Here is an 18,801-nt window from a genome sequence, read left to right as displayed (position 1 = left end):
CCGAATGATGGGCGCCATCATGGCAGAGCCCGACCTAGAGCTCTATCAGGCATCGACTATGGGTTCGATTACCGTTCAGACATTGACCTGCAGAAAGGCTTTGGAAGATAAGAATAGCCCGCTATAATCGCCACCGTTTCAGAACGGTAACGATCCTTTGATACCGTTTTCCCGCCACCTGTCCGAGGGGCGCTGCAGCAGGTCAAACCTGTCAGGCTCGGATGGGGCGTTGCCTGGTCTCATCGACCGGACACTAAACGCACAACGGCGCCCATTCGCATACATTACGAATGGAGGCTCATCATGAGCGCTGTTATCACGCCTGCAGGTTTTACCGATTACAAAGTTGCCGACATGTCCCTGGCTGCCTGGGGTCGTCGCGAAACCATCATCGCCGAATCCGAAATGCCAGCCCTGATGGGTCTGCGCCGCAAGTACGCCGGTGAGCAACCGCTCAAAGGCGCCAAGATTCTCGGCTGCATCCACATGACCATTCAGACTGCCGTGCTGATCGAAACCCTGGTTGCCCTGGGTGCCGAAGTTCGCTGGTCGTCCTGCAACATTTTCTCGACTCAAGACCAGGCCGCTGCTGCCATCGCCGCTGCCGGCATCGCTGTTTACGCCTGGAAAGGCGAAACAGAAGAAGAGTACGAGTGGTGCCTTGAGCAAACCATCCTGAAAGATGGCGCTCCATGGGATGCCAACATGATCCTCGACGACGGCGGCGACCTGACCGAGCTGCTGCACAAGAAATACCCGGCGATCCTGGACCGCGTCCACGGCGTCACCGAAGAAACCACCACTGGCGTTCACCGCCTGCTGGACATGCTGGCCAAGGGCGAGCTGAAAATCCCGGCCATCAACGTCAACGACTCGGTCACCAAGAGCAAGAACGACAACAAGTACGGCTGCCGTCACAGCCTGAACGATGCCATCAAGCGCGGTACCGACCACCTGCTGTCCGGCAAGCAAGCGCTGGTCATCGGTTACGGTGACGTGGGCAAGGGCTCGGCCCAGTCCCTGCGTCAGGAAGGCATGATCGTTAAAGTCTCCGAAGTCGACCCGATCTGCGCCATGCAAGCCTGCATGGACGGTTTCGAACTGGTTTCGCCGTTCATCGACGGGATCAACACCGGCACCGAAGAAAGCATCGACAAAGCACTGCTGGGCAAGATCGACCTGATCGTGACCACCACCGGCAACGTCAATGTTTGCGACTCGAACATGCTCAAAGCCCTGAAGAAGCGCGCTGTTGTCTGCAACATCGGCCACTTCGACAATGAAATCGACACCGCTTTCATGCGCAAGAACTGGGCATGGGAAGAAGTGAAGCCACAGGTTCACAAGATCCACCGTACCGGTCCTGGCGCATTCGATGCCCAGAACGACGACTACCTGATCCTGCTGGCCGAAGGCCGTCTGGTTAACCTGGGTAACGCCACCGGTCACCCAAGCCGCATCATGGACGGCTCGTTCGCCAACCAGGTTCTGGCTCAGATCTTCCTGTTCGGCCAGAAGTACGCCGACCTGTCGCCATCCCAGAAAGCCGAGCGCCTGACGGTTGAAGTACTGCCGAAGAAACTCGACGAAGAAGTGGCCCTGGAAATGGTCCGCGGTTTCGGCGGCGTCGTGACTCAACTGACCAAGACCCAGGCCGACTACATCGGCGTGACCGTCGAAGGTCCGTTCAAGCCGCACGCATACCGCTACTGATCGACCTGCAGCCTGCTCTCCCTTGTGGGAGCGGGCTTGCTCGCGAAGGCGGTTCATCATTCAACATTAATGTCGTCTGACCCACCGCATTCGCGAGCAAGCCCGCTCCCACATTGGGATGAGCAAGCCTCTGGCTTAAGCGTTTCCAAGGATATGACCATGTCCCAAGACCGTCGCTACAGCTTCGAGTTCTTCCCTACGAAGACCGACGCTGGGCATGAAAAGCTACTCGCCACTGCTCGTCAGTTGGCAACTTACAACCCCGATTTCTTTTCCTGCACCTATGGCGCTGGCGGTTCGACCCGTGATCGCACCATCAACACCGTGTTGCAGCTCGAAAGCGAAGTCAAAGTCCCTGCCGCACCGCATCTGTCTTGCGTGGGCGACAGCAAGGACGACCTGCGTGGCCTGCTGACGCAATACAAGGCCGCCGGCATTACCCGCATCGTTGCCCTGCGCGGTGACCTGCCTTCGGGCATGGGCATGGCCAGCGGTGAACTGCGCCACGCCAACGACCTGGTTGAATTCATTCGTGAAGAAACCGGCGATCATTTCCACATCGAAGTCGCCGCCTACCCGGAAATGCATCCGCAAGCGCGCAATTTCGAAGACGATCTGAACAACTTCGTGCGCAAGGCCAACGCTGGCGCCGACAGTGCAATCACCCAGTACTTCTTCAACGCCGACAGCTACTTCTACTTCGTCGAGCGTGTACGGGCGATGGGCGTGAACATCCCGATCGTGCCGGGGATCATGCCGATCACCAACTACAGCAAACTCGCGCGTTTCTCCGATGCCTGCGGTGCGGAAATCCCGCGCTGGATCCGCAAGCAACTGGAAGCCTACGGCGACGACACCCAGAGCATTCAAGGCTTTGGTGAGCAAGTCATCACCGAGATGTGCGAACGCCTGCTGCAAGGTGGTGCGCCAGGGTTGCACTTCTACACGTTGAACCAGGCTGAACCGAGTCTGGCGGTGTGGAATAACCTGAAGTTGCCGCGGTAAAAGTCGTACAAGCAAGATCAAAAGATCGCAGCCTTCGGCAACTCCTACATTGGGTTTATGTAATCCCTGTAGGAGCTGGCGAAGCCTGCGATCTTTTGCTTTCAATGCCCTTTTATTGTGCGGCAACACACTGAGGTAGAGCTTCTGCGGCCAGTTTCTGGCTCTTTACGGTTTCTCGTCGTAATCTCAAGCCATGCCTTTGATCACACAGCTCCTGACCTTGCTTCTTTTCACTTGCCTGAGCTTTGCCGCTCGGGGCGAGAAATTGCGCATTGTCACGGAGCCGTGGGCACCCTACGTATACGAGGAAAACGGCAAATCCCTGGGCCTGGACTACGAAACCACGGCCATTGTCTTCAAACGCCTGGGGATCGAAGTGGATTGGCAGTTCCTGCCGTGGAAGCGCTGCCTGTCGATGCTCGACACCGGCCAGGCCGACGGCGCGCTGGATATTTTCCACAGCGACGAGCGTGACGCCACCCTGCTCTACCCCAGCGAACCGCTCTCCGAAGTCGAGTTCGTGATGTTCTACGCCAACGAGCGGCCGCATCCGTTCAGCACCCTCAATGATTTGAAAGGCCTGACCATCGGCACCTCGCCGGGTTACCTCTATAGCGAGGACTTCAGCGGCTCGACCCTGTTTACCCGCGAGCCCGCGCCGACCCACGAAGCCAACTTCGGCAAACTGCTGCGCGGACGGATCGACCTGCTGATCACTGATCGCCGGGTCGGCCAACATTTGCTGGATGAGCTGAAGATCCGCGATCAAATCACCGAAAACCCCACGATCATCAGCCACCAGAGCCAATTTCTGGCGGTTCGGCGCAACGCCGGCATGGATTTGCTGGTGCAACGTTTCGGTGCCGAACTCAAGCGTTTCAAGCGCGAGCCCGCGTATGCGGAGCTGAGCGCCCGTTATGGCGCGAGTCCGGGCCCCGATATCAAAGCCACAAGCGTCACCGCCGTCCGCGAGAAAACCGTTGAGCAGCAGGAAAGCGGCGCGCAGTGATTGCTCTGTTATACTCCGGCCTTCCCGCCAGGCTCACGCCCGGACGCTCGGAATCGTTCAAGGCATCTCGACCCCGCTACAGCGCAGCTTTTCAGCCCGCGCGAGCGCTCCAGACGAGCCTTCGAAACCCAGCAGGACCGGACGGGATTGCGTTCCTCTTAAACGCCATTCGCGCCAGGCAAGACTCCCATTGGGCCAAGCCCTAACTAAAACAGGATTACTCATGTCCTTTGCTTCCCTCGGTCTCTCCGAGGCTTTAGTCCGCGCCATCGAGGCAGCGGGCTATACCGAGCCTACTCCGGTGCAACAGCGGGCCATTCCCGCCGTGTTGCAAGGTCGCGACCTGATGGTCGCGGCTCAGACAGGTACTGGTAAAACCGGCGGCTTCGCCCTTCCGATTCTGGAGCGGTTGTTCCCCAACGGTCACCCGGACAAATCCCAGCGTCACGGCCCGCGCCAACCGCGCGTACTGGTCCTGACCCCTACCCGCGAACTCGCGGCTCAAGTACACGAGAGCTTCAAGGTCTATGCCCGTGACCTGAAGTTCGTCAGCGCCTGCATCTTCGGCGGCGTCGGCATGAACCCACAAGTTCAAGCCATGTCCCGCGGTGTTGACGTGCTGGTGGCCTGCCCTGGCCGCCTGCTCGACCTCGCCGGCCAAGGCAGCGTCGATTTGTCCCACGTGGAAATCCTCGTGCTGGACGAAGCCGACCGCATGCTCGACATGGGCTTTGTCCATGACGTGAAAAAGGTCCTCGCCCGTCTGCCGAACAAACGCCAGAACCTGCTGTTCTCGGCGACGTTCTCCAAAGACATCACCGACCTCGCCGGCAAGCTGCTGCACAATCCGGAACGCATCGAAGTCACGCCGCCGAACACCACGGTCGAGCGTATCGAACAGCGTGTGTTCCGCCTGGCCGCCAGCCACAAGCGTTCGCTGCTGGCGCACCTGATTACCGCCGGCGCCTGGGAACAGGTTCTGGTCTTCACCCGCACCAAGCACGGCGCCAACCGCCTGGCCGAGTACCTGGACAAACACGGCCTGAGCGCCGTTGCCATCCACGGTAACAAGAGCCAGAACGCTCGCACCAAAGCCCTGGCCGACTTCAAGGCCGGTGAAGTGCGTATCCTGGTCGCCACCGACATCGCCGCTCGCGGCCTCGACATCGACCAGTTGCCACACGTGGTCAACTTCGAACTGCCGAACGTCGATGAAGACTACGTGCACCGTATCGGCCGTACTGGCCGTGCCGGTCGCTCGGGCGAGGCGATCTCGCTGGTGGCCCCGGACGAAGAAAAACTGCTGAAAAGCATCGAGCGCATGACCAAGCAGAAGATTGCCGACGGCAACCTGATGGGCTTCGACTCCAGCGCTGTAGAAGCCGAGAAACCAGAAGTCCGCGAGCGTCCGGATGTGCGTAACCCGCGCAACCCACGTGGCCCGCGCGGCGACGGTCCGACCGGCACTGGCGGTGGCGGCGGTCGTAAAGACAAAGGCAAGGACAAGGGCGGCAAGGAAAAACCTGCTGCCACTGGCCGTGGCGATCGCCCGGCCCGTGAACACAAACCACGCGAAGGCACCCCGGCTCGCGAGCAACAGCGTCCGGCGCCACGCGCTGCCGCTGCTGATCGTGCTCCAGACGAGTTCCTGGACGACGACGTGGATAACTTCGGTAACCGCGTTGACTACGTGCCTCAGGCCAAACCGGCCCAGGGTCGTGGTCGTCGTCCAGGTGCTCCGGCACAAGGTGCGGCAGCTGGCGCTGGCGCAGGTGCTCCACGTACCGGCGGCAAGCCTCAGGGTCGCCAAAGCGGTCCACGCAGCAGTGACGGCGCCACCACCGGCACCCCGCCAGCCAAGCGCAGCGGCCCACGCAACGGCGCTCCACGTGACGGTCAGGCCCGTCGCGAAGAGTCCCGCAACCGCCGCCCGGCCCGTGACGACCAGCCTCGTTCGGAACCGGCCGTGCAGAACCCGCGTGGCCCGGCACCGAAGATCATCCATAAAGAGTCGAAAACCGATCGGTTCCCGACTCCTGAGCAACTGGATCAACTGCCAGGTCGCCCGCGCGGCGAAAAACCAGCCTTGCTGACCCGCAATCGCTGAGTTTTTGAAGTAAACAAAAAATGCCCCGGATCGCGAGATCCGGGGCATTTTTGTTTCCAGAGATAAACCCCATCCCCTGTGGGAGCGAGCTTGCTCGCGATAGCGGTGGATCAGTCAGCAAGTATTTTGAATGTGAAGGCCTCATCGCGAGCAAGCTCGCTCCCACAGGGTTCTTCAGTGAATACAAGTTTTGTGTACGGCAGGGACCAAATGTGGGAGCGGGCTTGCTCGCGAATGCGGTCTGTCAGTTAACCGAGATGTTGTCTGGAACGACGCCTTCGCGAGCAAGCCCGCTCCCACAGGGGACTGGCGGTGCGGTGCGGATTTTGGCAGGCCATAAAAAACGCCCCGGATCGCGAGATCGGGGGCGTTTTGTTGAAGCGGCGAAAGTTACTTCGCTTTCACACCTTCAAACGAGATGTACAGCTCGACCGCATCGGACGATGGGCCCAGGTCTTTCTGCTTGCCGAAATCGGAACGCTTCAGGTTGGTAGTACCTTCGAAGCCTGCACGGTAGCCGCCCCATGGATCCTTGCCTTCACCCAGGAAAGTCGCCTTGACCACGACTGGCTTGGTCACGCCAGCAATCGTCAGGTCGCCGGTCACGTCAGCAGTGTCTTTGCCAGCGGCGTTTTTGCCGGTGGATTTGACTGCGGTGGAGACGAAGGTGGCTTTAGCAAACTTGCTCGCGTTCAGGAAGTCAGCGCTGGCGATGTGCTTGTCACGCTCAGCGTTGTTGGTGAACACACTGGAAGTGTTCACATTGAACTCGATCTTGCTGTCTTCCGGCTTGGCAGCGTCGAAGCTGAACTTGCCGTCGATATCCTTGAAAGTACCGGTGATGAAGCTGTAGCCCAAGTGGCTGATCTTGAAGTCGACGAAGGCGTGCTGGCCTTCTTTGTCGACGGTGTAGTCAGCAGCCATCACGTTAGCCGACAGCAGAGCAGAACCGATTGCCAGAGCGGCGAGAGTCTTTTTCAACATGCTTTCTATTCCTTTGGAGTCGAGGTTGAACTTCAAGCTTTGCGGCCGAGCATTCGCATCAGCGTCGCATCACGGTCGATAAAGTGGTGCTTCAATGCTGCCAACGCATGGAGACCGGAAAAAATTACCAGTAGCCACGCCAGATACAGATGAATCACACCGGCGGTATCTGCCTGATCCGGTAGTCCGGACACCAGCGCAGGAATCTCAAACAGGCCAAACACCGGAATACCGACACCGTCTGCGGTGGAAATCAGGTAACCGGCAATCATCACAGCGAACAGACTGATGTACAGGAACGCATGGCCGAACTTGGCGCCAAGGCGCGTCATGCGGCTATAGCTCTGCAATGCTGGCGGCGGCGGACTGATGAAACGCCACAACACCCGCAGCAGCATGATGGCGAACAGCGTCAGGCCAATGCTTTTGTGCAGGTCCGGCGCGTCTTTGCGCCAGGTGCTGTAGTAATCCAGGCCAACCATCCACAGGCCCAACGCGAACAGCCCGAAGACCACCAACGCCACGCCCCAGTGCAGTAAAACGCTGACCCAACCGTAGCGAGAAGAAGAGTTACGTAGCTGCATTGCCCATATCCCGTGAGAACTGCGACCAAGACTATCGAGTTATCTATCGATTTAAAGCGGAAAATTTCGCTTTGAAATATCGAGAAATACGATCAAGAGTCTGTAATGCATCAGTTAAGGAAAGATTAAAGACCCAATGTGTGAAAAGAAAAGACGTCCAATCAAAGAACACCTCCGCCACAAGGTTTATTCGATTCTTGATAACGACTTTCTTTGGGCATAAAAAAAGCGCGGCATCACTGCCGCGTTTTTTATCAACTCAAAGCCTTACTGCGCTTTGGTATCGGTTGCCGCCGGTGTCGTTGCTGCGGGTTTCTTGGCCGCTGGCTTCTTCGCCGGTTCAGCTTTCTTGGCCGGTGCCTTTTTGGCATCGGTTTTCGCCGCAGGTTTCTTCGCCGCAGGCTTGGTCGCTTTTTTCGCTGGCTCGGCTTTGACCGGGGCCGCAGGCTTCGGTGCTTCCACTGGCGCAGGGGCCGGGGTTGGCACTGGAGCAGGCGCCGGTGCTGGCGGAGCTACTGGTTCTGGTGCCTTGACCGGTTCTGGTTTCTTGTCGTCATCCGACGAGCCACCGAACAGGTTGGTGAAGAAGTTACCTTTCTTCGCTGCCACTGCGCCGGCCGCTGCTGCGGTGGCTGCTGGAACAACTTTCACCGGCTCAAACGACTTGCCGGCCGCCAGGTCTTCAACCTGACCGGCTGCACGCTGACCGGTGCGCAATGCGCCTTCCAGGGTGCCTGGGTACAGGGTGTCGGTATGTTCGCCGGCGAACGCTACACGTTGCAGCGGACGTTCCCACAGGCGCCAGTATTTGCTGATCTGGCCCGGGCCGAAGGCCAGGTAAGCGCCACCCATCGATGGGTCGGTGCTGTAGCGGCGGATTTCATAGCCGGTGAACGAACCACGGGCCTGTGGATAAAACGCGTGCAGACGAATCAGCACCTGATCGGCCATCTGCTTGTCGCCGAAGGCCTGCATTACCCGGGCGTTGTCGCCGGACAGGTTGATCACCACGTTGGCGCCGCCCTTCAGCGCCGGTTCTACCCACAACATGCCCAGACCGGCGTTGCTGTAGATCTCGCCGGACATCCGCGCCTTGCTTTCCCACACTGGCGTCTTGAACTTCAGCATGATCTGGTCGCGCCAGCCGTAGTTGGTGCCCTTGATCGCGCCCATGTGCTGGGCATCCAGCGACGGGGTCATGACGATTTTGCTGAGTGCGCGCAACGGCACCGCAACCACCACGTAGTCAGCCTGGTAGCCCACGCTGCCGACTTTGACGGTCACGCTGTCCTTGTCCTGGGTAATGGACGAAACCGGCGAGCTGGTCTTGATGGTTTTCAGTTGCTTGACGAAAGCCTGGGCCAACACCGGGCTACCACCGATCAGGCGCGAAGCGCGCAGGTCTCGGTCGGAAACACCCCGGTAAACCCGGTTCTGCTGTGCGAAATACAGCAGCGACAGGCGCGAAGGTTCGTCGTAATGGGTACGAATCTCCTGGTTGACCAGTTGGCGAGCCGTGGCAGGCAATGCCAGACGGTCGAGCCAGTTGGAGACGTTGATCTGATCCAGGGCATGCAGCGTGTTGTTGGCTGCCGGGTTTTGTGGATCTTCGATCGAGCTTGCCAGGTCATCCACGGTTTTTTCGTAGCGCTTGAGCGCTTCGGCTGTCACCGGGTCCTTGGTAGCCAGGTCAGCAGCAGTGAAATACACGCCGTCGATCAGGTAGCCCGGCGTACGCACGAATTCAGGCGCTGGCGTGGTGCCAAGCTTGAACGTCGATACGTACTTGTTCAGTACCGGCTGGGCCTTGTCGTTGCCGATCCACTCGCTGGTGGCCATGCCGGAGCGACCGCCCAGGCTTGGCTTGGCTTCCAGCAGGGTCACCTGCCAGCCTTTGTTTTGCAGCTCGTAGGCCGCGGTGAGGCCCGAAAGCCCGCCGCCGATCACGATCGCCGTTTTATCTTTGGCCAGCGCCGAAACGCTGAACAGCCCCAACATCACCAGCGCACAGGCGCGCAGCCAACCAGCAGACATTCAGCGAACTCCGGAAATACACGAGAAAAAGCGATTTTGCGAGCCAGACGACTCAAAGAACCGCGAAGAATACGTCAGCCATCAAAACGCCGCCAGCGACGTCTATCGCCCCATACAAAGTAGCTCAATCGACACAATGGGTTGTCCCCGCGCGATGCATTGCATAGGCTTGCGCGATTGTTTGCCCGCGCCCGCCGCGGACCGCCTCGAGGAGACTGTAAATGGGCCTGAATAATCAGTGGATGCAACGGGATCTGGCCGTGTTATGGCACCCCTGCACCCAGATGAAAGACCACGAACAGCTGCCGCTGATCCCGATCAAGCGCGGTGAAGGCATCTGGCTGGAAGACTTCGAAGGCAAGCGCTACCTCGACGCCGTCAGCTCCTGGTGGGTCAACGTGTTCGGCCACGCCAACCCGCGGATCAACCAGCGCATCAAGGACCAGGTCGATCAACTGGAACACGTGATCCTCGCCGGTTTCAGCCATCAACCGGTGATCGAGCTGTCCGAACGCCTGGTGAAGATGACCCCGGAAGGCTTGACCCGATGCTTCTACGCCGATAACGGCTCGTCCTGCATCGAAGTCGCGCTGAAAATGAGCTTTCACTACTGGCTCAATCGCGGCCAGCCGAACAAGAAGCGCTTCGTCACCCTGACCAACGGCTACCACGGCGAAACCATGGCGGCGATGGCAGTCGGCGATGTGCCGTTGTTCACCGAAACCTATAAAGCCCTGCTGATGGACACCATCAAGGTGCCAAGCCCGGATTGCTACCTGCGCCCCGAAGGCATGAGCTGGGAAGAACACTCGCGCAACATGTTCGCCGCCATGGAACAGACCCTCGCCGAGAACCACGACACTGTTGCCGCGGTGATTCTGGAGCCGTTGATCCAGGGCGCCGGCGGCATGCGCATGTATCACCCGGTGTACCTCAAGCTGCTGCGCGAAGCGTGCGACCGTTATGGCGTGCACCTGATCCACGACGAAATCGCCGTCGGCTTTGGCCGCACCGGCACCATGTTCGCCTGTGAACAGGCCGGCATCCGCCCGGACTTCCTTTGCCTGTCCAAAGCCCTGACCGGCGGCTACCTGCCGCTGGCGGCGGTGCTGACCACCGACGACGTCTACAGCGCCTTCTACGACGACTACCCGACCCTGCGCGCCTTCCTGCATTCCCACAGCTACACCGGCAATCCGCTGGCGTGCGCGGCGGCATTGGCGACTTTGGATATCTTCGAAGAAGACAACGTCATCGAGAACAACAAGGCCCTGGCCCAACGCATGGCCACCGCCACTGCACACTTGGTCGATCACCCGAACGTCGCGGAAGTGCGCCAGACCGGCATGGTCCTGGCCATCGAGATGGTCAAGGACAAAGCGACCAAGGAAGCCTATCCGTGGCAGGAGCGGCGTGGCTTGAAAGTGTTCAAGCATGCGTTGGAGCGAGGTGCTTTACTTCGTCCGTTGGGCAGCGTGGTGTACTTCCTGCCGCCTTACGTGATTACCCCGGAGCAGATCGATTTCCTGGCGGAAGTGGCCAGCGAAGGGATCGACATCGCGACACGCAATAGCGTCAGCGTGTCGGTGCCGGAAGATTTTCACCCGGGCTTCCGTGATCCGGGCTGATCGAACCTGCTTGAACTGCTGTGGTGACTGGGCCGCCGCCTTCGCGAGCAAGCCCGCTCCCACATTTGGAATGCATTCCCCTGTGGGAGCGGGCTTGCTCGCGAATGAAGTCGACACAAATCCAGATGATTCACACCCTTTCCAGAGACCCAAGATGAGACTGTCCCGCTTCTTTATCGACGCCCCCCTGAGCACCGGCGAGCACGAACTGCCCGAGGCCCAGGCCCATTACATCAGCCGCGTGCTGCGCATGGCCGAGGGTGATGCGGTGCAACTGTTCGACGGCTCGGGCCATGAGTTTCGCGGTTCGCTGGTGGAAGTCGGCAAAAAGCGCGTCGTGGTGCAGCTCGATGAAAGCTTCATCGGGCAGGTCGAGTCGCCGTTGCAGATCCATCTCGGTCAAGGCTTGTCCCGTGGCGAGCGGATGGACTGGGCGATTCAGAAAGCCACCGAACTGGGCGTCACGGAAATCACCCCGATCTTCACCGACCGCTGCGAAGTCCGCCTCAAGGACGAACGCGCCGACAAACGCCTGATGCACTGGCGCCAAGTGGCGATCAGCGCCTGCGAGCAATGCGGGCGTTCACGGGTGCCGGTGATTCATCCGCCGCTGCTGTTGGCGGATTGGTTGAAGCAGACCGAAGCAGAATTGAAACTGGTGCTGCATCCGGTGGCAGAGCCGTTGGTGAGTCATGCGAAACCGCAGACTCTGGCGTTTCTGATTGGCCCGGAGGGTGGGTTGTCAGATGCTGAAGTGGATCAGGCCAAAGGCGCTGGTTTCCATGCCGCCCGGCTTGGGCCTCGAGTGTTGCGCACCGAGACCGCACCGGTTGTGGCGTTGGCGGTGGCTCAACAGCTTTGGGGTGATTTCTAGGGCCTCTTCGCGAGCAAGCCCGCTCCCACAGGGAATTTGTGCTGATCACAAATCTTCAGCAACACACCGATCCAATGTGGGAGCGGGCTTGCTCGCGAATGGCCGCGACACGGTCTACAGATCTTTTGATCTTATTGCACCGGATCACTCACCGGTTTGGCGATAATCGCTTTCAACTCGCTGGTCATCGGAAACTCCAGGTTCAGCCCTTTAGGCGGAATCGGCTGCTGGAACCAGCGGTTGTAGATGCCGTTGATTTCCCCTGAGCTGTAAAGATCGGCAAGCGTCGAGTTCACCAACTCGAGAAATTGCGGGTCGCCCTTGCGCACCATGCAGCTGTAGATTTCCCGCGATTGTTCCTCGCCGACCACGACCCAGTTATGCGGATCGCGAGCCTTGGCCCGCTCGCCGTAGAGCAGCGCATCGTCCATGTAAAACGCCGCCGCCCTTCCGGACTGCAACATCTGGAACGCTTCGCCGTGATCCTTGGCGCTGATCACGAACATGTCGATCTTGTGATCGACGTTGTAGCTCTTCAAAAATCGCTCATTGGTGGTGCCGGCGGTGGTCACGACGTTCTTGCCGCGCAAGTCGGCGAAGCTTTTGATGCCGCTGTCCCTGGCTGTGAGCAACTGCCCCTTCACATAAATAAACCCGTAGGAAAACGCCACTTGTTGCATGCGCTCGGCCGTCACCCCGGTGGAGCCGCACTCAAGATCGACCGTACCGTTCTGCACCAGCGGAATACGGGTTTGCGAGGTCACCAGGTTGTACTTCACCTGCAGGTTCGGCTGATCGAGTTTTTGCTTGATGCGCTCGACAATCTTGCTCGCCAGATCCACCGAATAGCCCATCGGCTGCCCCGATTGATCACCCACATACGAGAACGGCACCGACGCATCGCGATAGCCCAGGGTGATGCTCTTGGCATTGGCGACCTTGTTCAGCGTGCCGGTCAGCGGCGCTTCACTGGCGTGGGCCTGACTGGTGAGCAGCAAGCCGAGGGTGCAGCCGATCAACGTGATTTTTTGCATTGTTACTCTCCGTTGTGGGTGGGGCGATTAGCAGCGGGCGGCGATCACGGTAATTTCCACCAGCACTTCTGGACGGGCCAGTTGCGCTTGCAATGTGGTACGGGTCGGCGCCTTGCCCGGCGACAACCAGTGTGACCAGACCTCGTTCATGGCGGCGAAATCGCGGCCAATGTCGCTCAAGTAAATGGTCGCGCTGAGCAGGTGATCCTTGTCGCTGCCCGCCTCGGCCAGCAGCGTATCGATTTTCGCCAGCACCTCGGCGGTCTGGCCGCTGACGTCGCGGCTGTCGCCGGGCACCTGCCCCGAGAGAAACACCAGTTCGCCAAAGGTCAGGGCGGCAGAGAGTCGGCTGTTGCTGTTGATTCGGTTGATGCTCATCGTTTCTTCCTTATCAAGGTCAAGTCAGGCGACGCGAGGCGCGAGGCCCTGCATTTCAATCGAAGGTGCGCGCTGCGTCATCAAATCGCTGAGCAGCCGCGCGCTGCCGCAGGCCAAGGTGAAACCCAGCGCGCCATGGCCGAGGTTGAGCCAAAGGTTGCGGTACGCCGTGGCGCCAATCAGCGGCACGCCACTGGGCGTGGCTGGGCGCATGCCGGCCCATTCGATGGCAGCGTCGTAGTCGCCGGCATTAGGCAAGGTGCCCTGGGCCTGGCGTTTGATCAGCGCCAGGCGCTTGGGATCGAGCGCCGGATCGAAGCCGACAATGTCGACCATCGCGGCCACGCGCAGTTGAGCACCGATGCGCGCGTAGACGATCTTGCGGTTGTAATCGGTGATGCTCAGGTCCGGCGCGCGATGTTCGGCGCGAATCGGCGCGGTCAGGCTATAGCCCTTGAGCGGATACAGCGGCAGGTTCATACCGGGCAACGCCAGCGCCGGGCTGCGATGCCCGGCCGCGATCACCAGTTGCTCGACCGGCAGCACTTGTGAACCCATTTCGATGGCCTGCACCGCGCCGCCCGTTTGGCGAATGCCGGTGACCTGTTGACCCAGCAAAAACTCGCAACGCCCCGACGCCTTGAGCCGGGCCACCAGTTGCTGGCAGAACCCGTGGCAGTCGGCGACTTCTTCATCGGGGGTGTAAATCGCGCCCACAAACGGCGCTTCGGCGAGGGCGGGCTCGAGTTGAGCGCATTCGGTCCGGGACAACACCTGTTGCTGTTGCGGATCCGCCAGACCGTGGCGTGCATGCTCGAAACTCGCGGCTTCACGAAACGTCACCAGTTTGCCGTTGCGCCGCCAGTCGAAACCGCCCAGGCGATCTTCGTCGCGCCAGCCTTGCAGCGTGGCTTGGCTCAACAGCGCCAGGCGCAGCAAATGCGCGCTGTTGCGCTGGTTCACCGAACGCCGGCAGGCCGCCAGAAAGGAGGCCATCCAGCGCCATTGCGCCGGGTCCAGCCTTGGGCGCAGCTTCAGGGGCGAGTCACCGCGCAGCATCCAGCCAATGGCTTGCAGCGGCACGCCAGCATCGGCCAATGGCGCGACGTAACGGTAGGACAACTGGCCGCCGTTGGCGAAACTGGTTTCGCTGGCCAGCGAGTCCCGGGCCTCGACCAGCGTCACGTCAATACCGTCGCGAACCAGTGCGTAAGCCGTTGTCAGCCCGATGACGCCGCCGCCGATGATGCAAACCCGCTGAGCCATGTCTGTCCTTAACCGTTGTTGAATCAGGCCTCAGGTTAGGACCAGGTGACAGCCGTTGAACAATGCATAAAGATGCCTGACCCATAAACAAAGGTTATGGACTTGCCATGCGCCTGCGCCACATCGAGATTTTCCAAGCCATTCGCCAGACCGGGTCGGTCAGTGGCGCCGCACAGTTGCTGCACGTCTCGCAGCCGGCAGTGAGCAAAGTGCTGCAACACGCCGAACAGCAATTGGGCTTTGCGTTGTTTCTGCGGGTGCGCGGTAAATTGCAGGCCACGCCCGAAGCGCTGGAGCTTGAGCGCGAGGTCGATAAAGTCACCGAAAGCCTGCAAGGCGTGCGGCGCCTGGCCCAGAGCCTGCGCCGTGAGCCGGGCCACAGCCTGCGGATCGGCGCGATCCCGGCGTTGGCGCTGTCGCTGCTGCCACCGGCGATCAACGAGTGGACGCAACGTTACCCGGACATTGTTTGCGAACTGTCCAGTGCCCATAGCCGTGAGCTGATGCAGAACCTGTTGATGCGCGAAGTGGATGTCGCCCTGACGTTGCAGCCGCCGGATCATCCGGGGTTGAAGGCGCAAACCCTGGCCAGTGGAATGCTGGTGGCGCTGGCGCCGCTGGGCTATTGGCCCGTCGCCAGCCACGGCCAACCGTTGCCATTGATTGAGCTGGCTGGTGCGCCACTGATCGGCCTGTCCAGCGCCGACCCGCTGGCCGCCAGGCTCGACAGCTACCTTGAAGCAGTCGATCCGCCACCCCGGGTGCGCATCGCCGTGCAGACCTATTCGCTGGCACGAGCGATGGTGGAGTCCGGAGCCGGGTTAGCCGTCATCGACCCGTTCACCGCGCTCGGGGCCTCCCCCGCCACCACCGCGATTCGCCCCCTGGCGCCGGCGCTGCCGATCATCCTGTACGCCGTGACCCGAGCCGACGAACCGCCGCCCCACACCTTAAGCGACTTGTTGCAGGTCTTCAGCCGACGGGCGCAGGCGCAGCTGGATCGCTTGATTGTGGGAGCGGGCTTGCCCGCGAATGGCCACAACGCGGTCTACAAGACATAAAACAATATCGCCACAAAGTGCAGCAAGCTCCCCGCAATCACGAACAAATGCCAGATCCCATGGGCATGCCGCAGGCGATGGTCCAGGGCGAAAAAGATAATCCCCACGGTGTACAACACCCCGCCCGACGCCAGCCACGCAAAACCTGTGCTGCCGAGTGCCGCCAGCAGCGGCTTGACCGCCACCAGCACGATCCAGCCCATCACCGCGTAGATCACGATCGACAAAATCCGCGCTTCCGAACGCGGCTTGATCTCTTGCAGGATGCCGATCAGCGCCAGCCCCCAGACAATCCCGAACAACGTCCAGCCCCACGGCCCGCGCAGGGTCACCAGGCAGAATGGCGTGTAGCTGCCGGCGATCAGCAGATAGATCGAAAAGTGATCAACCTTCTGCATGATCTCTTTCTTGCGCCCGCGCACGCTGTGGTACACGGTCGAGGCGCTGTAGAGCACCATCAACGTAAATCCGTAAATCGCCACGCTGACAATCTTCCACGGGCTGCCGTCCATGCTGGCGATCACCAGCATCCACACCACCCCGACCGTCGCCGCCACCGCCCCGACCAAATGCGTCCAGGCGTTCAATCTTTCCCCGTGATACATGAATCGCTTTCCTCAAAATTCGTTACAACATGGCGCAAGGCGTAGGAGCTGTCGAGTGAAACGAGGCTGCGATCTTTTGACCTTGATTTATGGCGCCCTTGGATATGCCGAAGATCAAAAGATCGCAGCCTCGTTTCACTCGACAGCTCCTACACAGCTCCTACACAGCTCCTACAAGAACCCACTTACGTGCACAATCAGGTCATTCCAAAAAGAGTCCGCACGATGCTGATCGACGAAGAGTTGACCCTGAAAAAACTCGAGGTGTTCCTTGCCTTCATGCGCACCGGCAATCTGGCCCGTGCCGCCGCCGAGTTGCAGACCAGCAATGTCAGCGTGCACCGCGCCATCCATTCCCTGGAAAGTGCCCTGCGCTGCCCGCTTTTCAAGCACGAAGGCCGCAACCTGACGCCGCTGGAAAGTGCGTATGTACTGGAAGAGCGGGCGCAGAAGCTGATTCAGGACGTGGTCGAAAGCGTGCGCCTGACCCGCGAAGCTGCCGGGTTCTCGGCGGAACGCTTCAAACTTGGATCGCTGTATTCGTTGACGGTGAAGACCGTGCCGCAGCTGATCATGGGCCTGAAAATCCGCCGCAGCGAACTCAATATCGACCTGATCCTCGGCTCGAACATCGATCTGCTCTACAAACTGAAGAACATGGAGGTCGACGCGATCCTGGTGTCCCTGGACGACAGCATCAACGACCCGGACTGCGAGCATATCCAACTGTTCTCCGACGACATCTTCCTCGCCACCCCGGCGGATTCGAAGTTTGCCCAACGGGCCGAAGTCGACCTCGCGGAAGTGCGCGACGAAACTTTCATCACCCTGACCCAGGGCTTCGCCACGCACCAGGACGGGATCCGAGTGTTCAAGCAGGCGGGGTTCGAGCCAAAAGTGGCGATGCAGGTCAACGACATCTTCACCCTGCTGAGCATGGTCAGCTCGGGGGTGGGTTATGCGTTGCTGCCGGGGAGGATTGCGGCGGTGTATGAGAACCGGGTGAAGCTGATTCCGTTGCAGGAAAAGTACCGGTTGCAGCAGCACATTGGCGTGGTGTTCCTGAAGGCCAAGGAGCGCGATCCGAATTTGCTGGCGTTGTTAGCGGAGTGTCGGATGTATGCCAATCGCCAGGCTTGAGACCGTGGCGCGCCCTTCGCGGGCAAGCCTCGCTCCTACGGGATTGGGGAGTGCCATGGATTGGGCCACAACACACAACCTGTAGGAGCGAGGCTTGCCCGCGAACGCGCCAGCACATTCAACAAAGAACTAAAGCCCTACCCCACAATCCCGCGAACAATGAAGTACAACAACGAAGGCCCAAGCAGGCACCCAAGCCCGGTATGGAAAGTCGCCGTCAACGCCCCATAAGGCACCAACCGCCGATCCGTCGCCGCCAGCCCCGCCGTCACACCACTCACGGTCCCGGCCAACCCGCCAAACACCATCGCCGAACGCGGGTTATCCAGGCCCATCCATTTCGCCGCCATCGGCGTGCCGACCATTACCAGAATCGCCTTGATCAACCCGGTAGCAATCGACAACGCCACCACATCCGAACTGGCACCAATCGCCGCCCCGGTCACCGGCCCGACGATGTACGTCACCGCGCCCGCGCCGATGGTGGTCATGCTGATCGCATCGCGATAACCGAAGGCCCAGGCAATGCTCGCGCCGACAATGAACGGCAGCACCGTGCCGAGCAGCAGCGCAATCGCGCCGACCAACCCGGCCTTTTTCGCTTCGGTGGCTTGCACTTCGAACGCCGTGGCGACGATGGCGAAATCCCGCAGCATGGCGCCGCCCATCAAACCGATGCCGGAGAACAACGACAGATCCGCCAAACCTTTTTGCCCGCCGGTCATGGTGCCGCCGACCCAGGCCAGCACCAGGCCGATGACGATGGCAATCGCCGAGCCGTGAATCCGCCCGTAGGTCAGGCGTTTGGACAACACCACCGACACCCACATGATGATGCCGACGAATGCGAATGCGGTGACCAGACCATTGGCGGTCAGGCCTTTATCAATGAGTTCCCACATATCAGCGACCTCCTACTGGGGTGCCGAGCGGGGTCACTTCCGCCGGTTCATCGGGCAAAGGTTCGCCTTTGTGAGTCCGGCTGATCAGCGCAATGGTGCAGCCGCAAATCACCACCGAACCGATGGCTGCCAACACGGCAACCGGGCCACCGTGCAACGCGGTCACGACGTTCTGTTGCGCCGCCATCGCTACGACGACTGGAATATACATCGCGCCCCAGAAGCCGACGCCCATCTCGCAATCCTTGGTCATGCCGCCGCGTTTTTGCATGTACAACCGCGCGCAGATCAACAGGATCATCGCGATCCCGACCCCGCCGACGTTAGACTTCACGCCCAATAACATGCCTAGGGCATCGCCCATGATCACCCCTGCCAGCGTACAGATCGCCAACAGCGCCACACCGTAAATAATCATTGTTGTAGTCCTCAAAGTGCATCGTCGAAGTTGTTGTTTTTGTGCTTCGCAAGCCTGAG

17 protein-coding genes and 1 riboswitch are annotated in these 18,801 nt (G+C 60.1%); of the genes, 8 read left to right on the top strand and 9 right to left on the bottom strand.

Annotation, left to right across the window (positions count from 1 at the left end; genetic code table 11):
• Positions 1-178: 178 nt before the first annotated feature.
• Positions 179-280, top strand: a riboswitch (S-adenosyl-L-homocysteine riboswitch).
• A 23-nt stretch (positions 281-303) separates the two neighbouring features.
• From ahcY to NK667_RS29695, 4 genes are all read left to right on the top strand, one after another.
• On the top strand, positions 304-1,713 hold the full coding sequence (gene ahcY / locus NK667_RS29710; protein ID WP_054616904.1) for an adenosylhomocysteinase: 1,410 nt from the start codon (positions 304-306) through the stop codon (positions 1,711-1,713).
• 159 nt (positions 1,714-1,872) lie between these two features.
• Positions 1,873-2,718 (top strand): methylenetetrahydrofolate reductase [NAD(P)H], encoded by an 846-nt coding sequence (metF, locus tag NK667_RS29705; protein ID WP_054044345.1) that lies wholly within the window; start codon positions 1,873-1,875, stop codon positions 2,716-2,718.
• Positions 2,719-2,911: 193 nt separating this feature from the next.
• A complete protein-coding gene (locus NK667_RS29700; protein ID WP_054616905.1) occupies positions 2,912-3,727 on the top strand; it encodes a substrate-binding periplasmic protein in 816 nt (271 codons plus the stop codon).
• 223 nt (positions 3,728-3,950) lie between these two features.
• A complete protein-coding gene (locus NK667_RS29695) occupies positions 3,951-5,834 on the top strand; it encodes an RNA helicase RhlE2 (protein ID WP_054616906.1) in 1,884 nt (627 codons plus the stop codon).
• A gap of 390 nt (positions 5,835-6,224) precedes the next feature.
• On the opposite strand, the gene NK667_RS29685 is transcribed toward NK667_RS29695, so the two are convergent.
• From NK667_RS29685 to NK667_RS29675, 3 genes are all read right to left on the bottom strand, one after another.
• A complete protein-coding gene (locus NK667_RS29685; protein ID WP_054044349.1) occupies positions 6,225-6,818 on the bottom strand; it encodes a YceI family protein in 594 nt (197 codons plus the stop codon).
• 32 nt (positions 6,819-6,850) lie between these two features.
• Positions 6,851-7,402: a cytochrome b gene (locus NK667_RS29680; protein ID WP_054044351.1), complete on the bottom strand. Its 552-nt coding sequence runs from the start codon at positions 7,400-7,402 to the stop codon at positions 6,851-6,853.
• A gap of 267 nt (positions 7,403-7,669) precedes the next feature.
• Positions 7,670-9,436 (bottom strand): flavin monoamine oxidase family protein, encoded by a 1,767-nt coding sequence (locus NK667_RS29675; protein ID WP_054616907.1) that lies wholly within the window; start codon positions 9,434-9,436, stop codon positions 7,670-7,672.
• Positions 9,437-9,657: 221 nt separating this feature from the next.
• Here NK667_RS29675 and NK667_RS29670 point away from each other — a divergent pair, with 221 nt between their 5' ends.
• Positions 9,658-11,064, top strand: a complete 1,407-nt coding sequence (locus tag NK667_RS29670; RefSeq protein ID WP_054616908.1) for an adenosylmethionine--8-amino-7-oxononanoate transaminase — start codon at positions 9,658-9,660, stop codon at positions 11,062-11,064.
• A 154-nt stretch (positions 11,065-11,218) separates the two neighbouring features.
• Positions 11,219-11,938 (top strand): 16S rRNA (uracil(1498)-N(3))-methyltransferase, encoded by a 720-nt coding sequence (locus NK667_RS29665; protein ID WP_054044356.1) that lies wholly within the window; start codon positions 11,219-11,221, stop codon positions 11,936-11,938.
• Positions 11,939-12,069: 131 nt separating this feature from the next.
• Here the strand turns inward: NK667_RS29665 and NK667_RS29660 are convergent, their stop codons facing one another.
• The 3 genes from NK667_RS29660 to NK667_RS29650 are packed head-to-tail and all read right to left on the bottom strand — an operon-like array spanning position 12,070 to position 14,616.
• Positions 12,070-12,972, bottom strand: a complete 903-nt coding sequence (locus tag NK667_RS29660; protein ID WP_249574159.1) for a transporter substrate-binding domain-containing protein — start codon at positions 12,970-12,972, stop codon at positions 12,070-12,072.
• A 27-nt stretch (positions 12,973-12,999) separates the two neighbouring features.
• Positions 13,000-13,350: a RidA family protein gene (locus NK667_RS29655; RefSeq protein WP_054616910.1), complete on the bottom strand. Its 351-nt coding sequence runs from the start codon at positions 13,348-13,350 to the stop codon at positions 13,000-13,002.
• A gap of 24 nt (positions 13,351-13,374) precedes the next feature.
• Positions 13,375-14,616, bottom strand: a complete 1,242-nt coding sequence (locus NK667_RS29650) for a D-amino acid dehydrogenase (protein WP_054616911.1) — start codon at positions 14,614-14,616, stop codon at positions 13,375-13,377.
• Positions 14,617-14,723: 107 nt separating this feature from the next.
• Between NK667_RS29650 and NK667_RS29645 the strand changes: the two genes are divergently transcribed.
• Positions 14,724-15,677: a LysR family transcriptional regulator gene (locus NK667_RS29645; protein WP_054616912.1), complete on the top strand. Its 954-nt coding sequence runs from the start codon at positions 14,724-14,726 to the stop codon at positions 15,675-15,677.
• Here the strand turns inward: NK667_RS29645 and trhA are convergent.
• On the bottom strand, positions 15,665-16,282 hold the full coding sequence (trhA, locus tag NK667_RS29640; protein WP_054044362.1) for a PAQR family membrane homeostasis protein TrhA: 618 nt from the start codon (positions 16,280-16,282) through the stop codon (positions 15,665-15,667). The two genes, NK667_RS29645 and trhA, sit on opposite strands and share 13 nt — an antisense overlap.
• A gap of 225 nt (positions 16,283-16,507) precedes the next feature.
• Here trhA and NK667_RS29635 point away from each other — a divergent pair, with 225 nt between their 5' ends.
• Positions 16,508-17,422 (top strand): LysR family transcriptional regulator, encoded by a 915-nt coding sequence (locus NK667_RS29635; protein WP_054616913.1) that lies wholly within the window; start codon positions 16,508-16,510, stop codon positions 17,420-17,422.
• A gap of 137 nt (positions 17,423-17,559) precedes the next feature.
• Here NK667_RS29635 and madM read toward each other — a convergent pair whose 3' ends face one another.
• Positions 17,560-18,324, bottom strand: a complete 765-nt coding sequence (gene madM / locus NK667_RS29630; RefSeq protein ID WP_054616914.1) for a malonate transporter subunit MadM — start codon at positions 18,322-18,324, stop codon at positions 17,560-17,562.
• Between the two features lies 1 nt (position 18,325).
• Positions 18,326-18,742 carry a malonate transporter subunit MadL gene (gene madL / locus NK667_RS29625; RefSeq protein ID WP_054044368.1) on the bottom strand — a complete coding sequence of 139 codons (417 nt, stop codon included), beginning with the start codon at positions 18,740-18,742 and terminating at the stop codon, positions 18,326-18,328.
• Positions 18,743-18,801: the final 59 nt, after the last annotated feature.

It is taken from the genome of Pseudomonas nunensis (assembly GCF_024296925.1).
Lineage (GTDB): Bacteria > Pseudomonadota > Gammaproteobacteria > Pseudomonadales > Pseudomonadaceae > Aquipseudomonas > Aquipseudomonas nunensis.
Note: the sequence above shows the minus strand (reverse complement) of the source record. Positions and strands in the feature narration are given on the sequence as shown.

Coding starts and splice junctions, on each gene's coding strand:
- ahcY (WP_054616904.1), top strand. CDS start 304: ATGAGCGCTGTTATCACGCCTGCAGGTTTTACCGATTACAAAGTTGCC.
- metF (WP_054044345.1), top strand. CDS start 1,873: ATGTCCCAAGACCGTCGCTACAGCTTCGAGTTCTTCCCTACGAAGACC.
- NK667_RS29700 (WP_054616905.1), top strand. CDS start 2,912: ATGCCTTTGATCACACAGCTCCTGACCTTGCTTCTTTTCACTTGCCTG.
- NK667_RS29695 (WP_054616906.1), top strand. CDS start 3,951: ATGTCCTTTGCTTCCCTCGGTCTCTCCGAGGCTTTAGTCCGCGCCATC.
- NK667_RS29685 (WP_054044349.1), bottom strand. CDS start 6,818: ATGTTGAAAAAGACTCTCGCCGCTCTGGCAATCGGTTCTGCTCTGCTG.
- NK667_RS29680 (WP_054044351.1), bottom strand. CDS start 7,402: ATGCAGCTACGTAACTCTTCTTCTCGCTACGGTTGGGTCAGCGTTTTA.
- NK667_RS29675 (WP_054616907.1), bottom strand. CDS start 9,436: ATGTCTGCTGGTTGGCTGCGCGCCTGTGCGCTGGTGATGTTGGGGCTG.
- NK667_RS29670 (WP_054616908.1), top strand. CDS start 9,658: ATGGGCCTGAATAATCAGTGGATGCAACGGGATCTGGCCGTGTTATGG.
- NK667_RS29665 (WP_054044356.1), top strand. CDS start 11,219: ATGAGACTGTCCCGCTTCTTTATCGACGCCCCCCTGAGCACCGGCGAG.
- NK667_RS29660 (WP_249574159.1), bottom strand. CDS start 12,972: ATGCAAAAAATCACGTTGATCGGCTGCACCCTCGGCTTGCTGCTCACC.
- NK667_RS29655 (WP_054616910.1), bottom strand. CDS start 13,350: ATGAGCATCAACCGAATCAACAGCAACAGCCGACTCTCTGCCGCCCTG.
- NK667_RS29650 (WP_054616911.1), bottom strand. CDS start 14,616: ATGGCTCAGCGGGTTTGCATCATCGGCGGCGGCGTCATCGGGCTGACA.
- NK667_RS29645 (WP_054616912.1), top strand. CDS start 14,724: ATGCGCCTGCGCCACATCGAGATTTTCCAAGCCATTCGCCAGACCGGG.
- trhA (WP_054044362.1), bottom strand. CDS start 16,282: ATGTATCACGGGGAAAGATTGAACGCCTGGACGCATTTGGTCGGGGCG.
- NK667_RS29635 (WP_054616913.1), top strand. CDS start 16,508: ATGCTGATCGACGAAGAGTTGACCCTGAAAAAACTCGAGGTGTTCCTT.
- madM (WP_054616914.1), bottom strand. CDS start 18,324: ATGTGGGAACTCATTGATAAAGGCCTGACCGCCAATGGTCTGGTCACC.
- madL (WP_054044368.1), bottom strand. CDS start 18,742: ATGATTATTTACGGTGTGGCGCTGTTGGCGATCTGTACGCTGGCAGGG.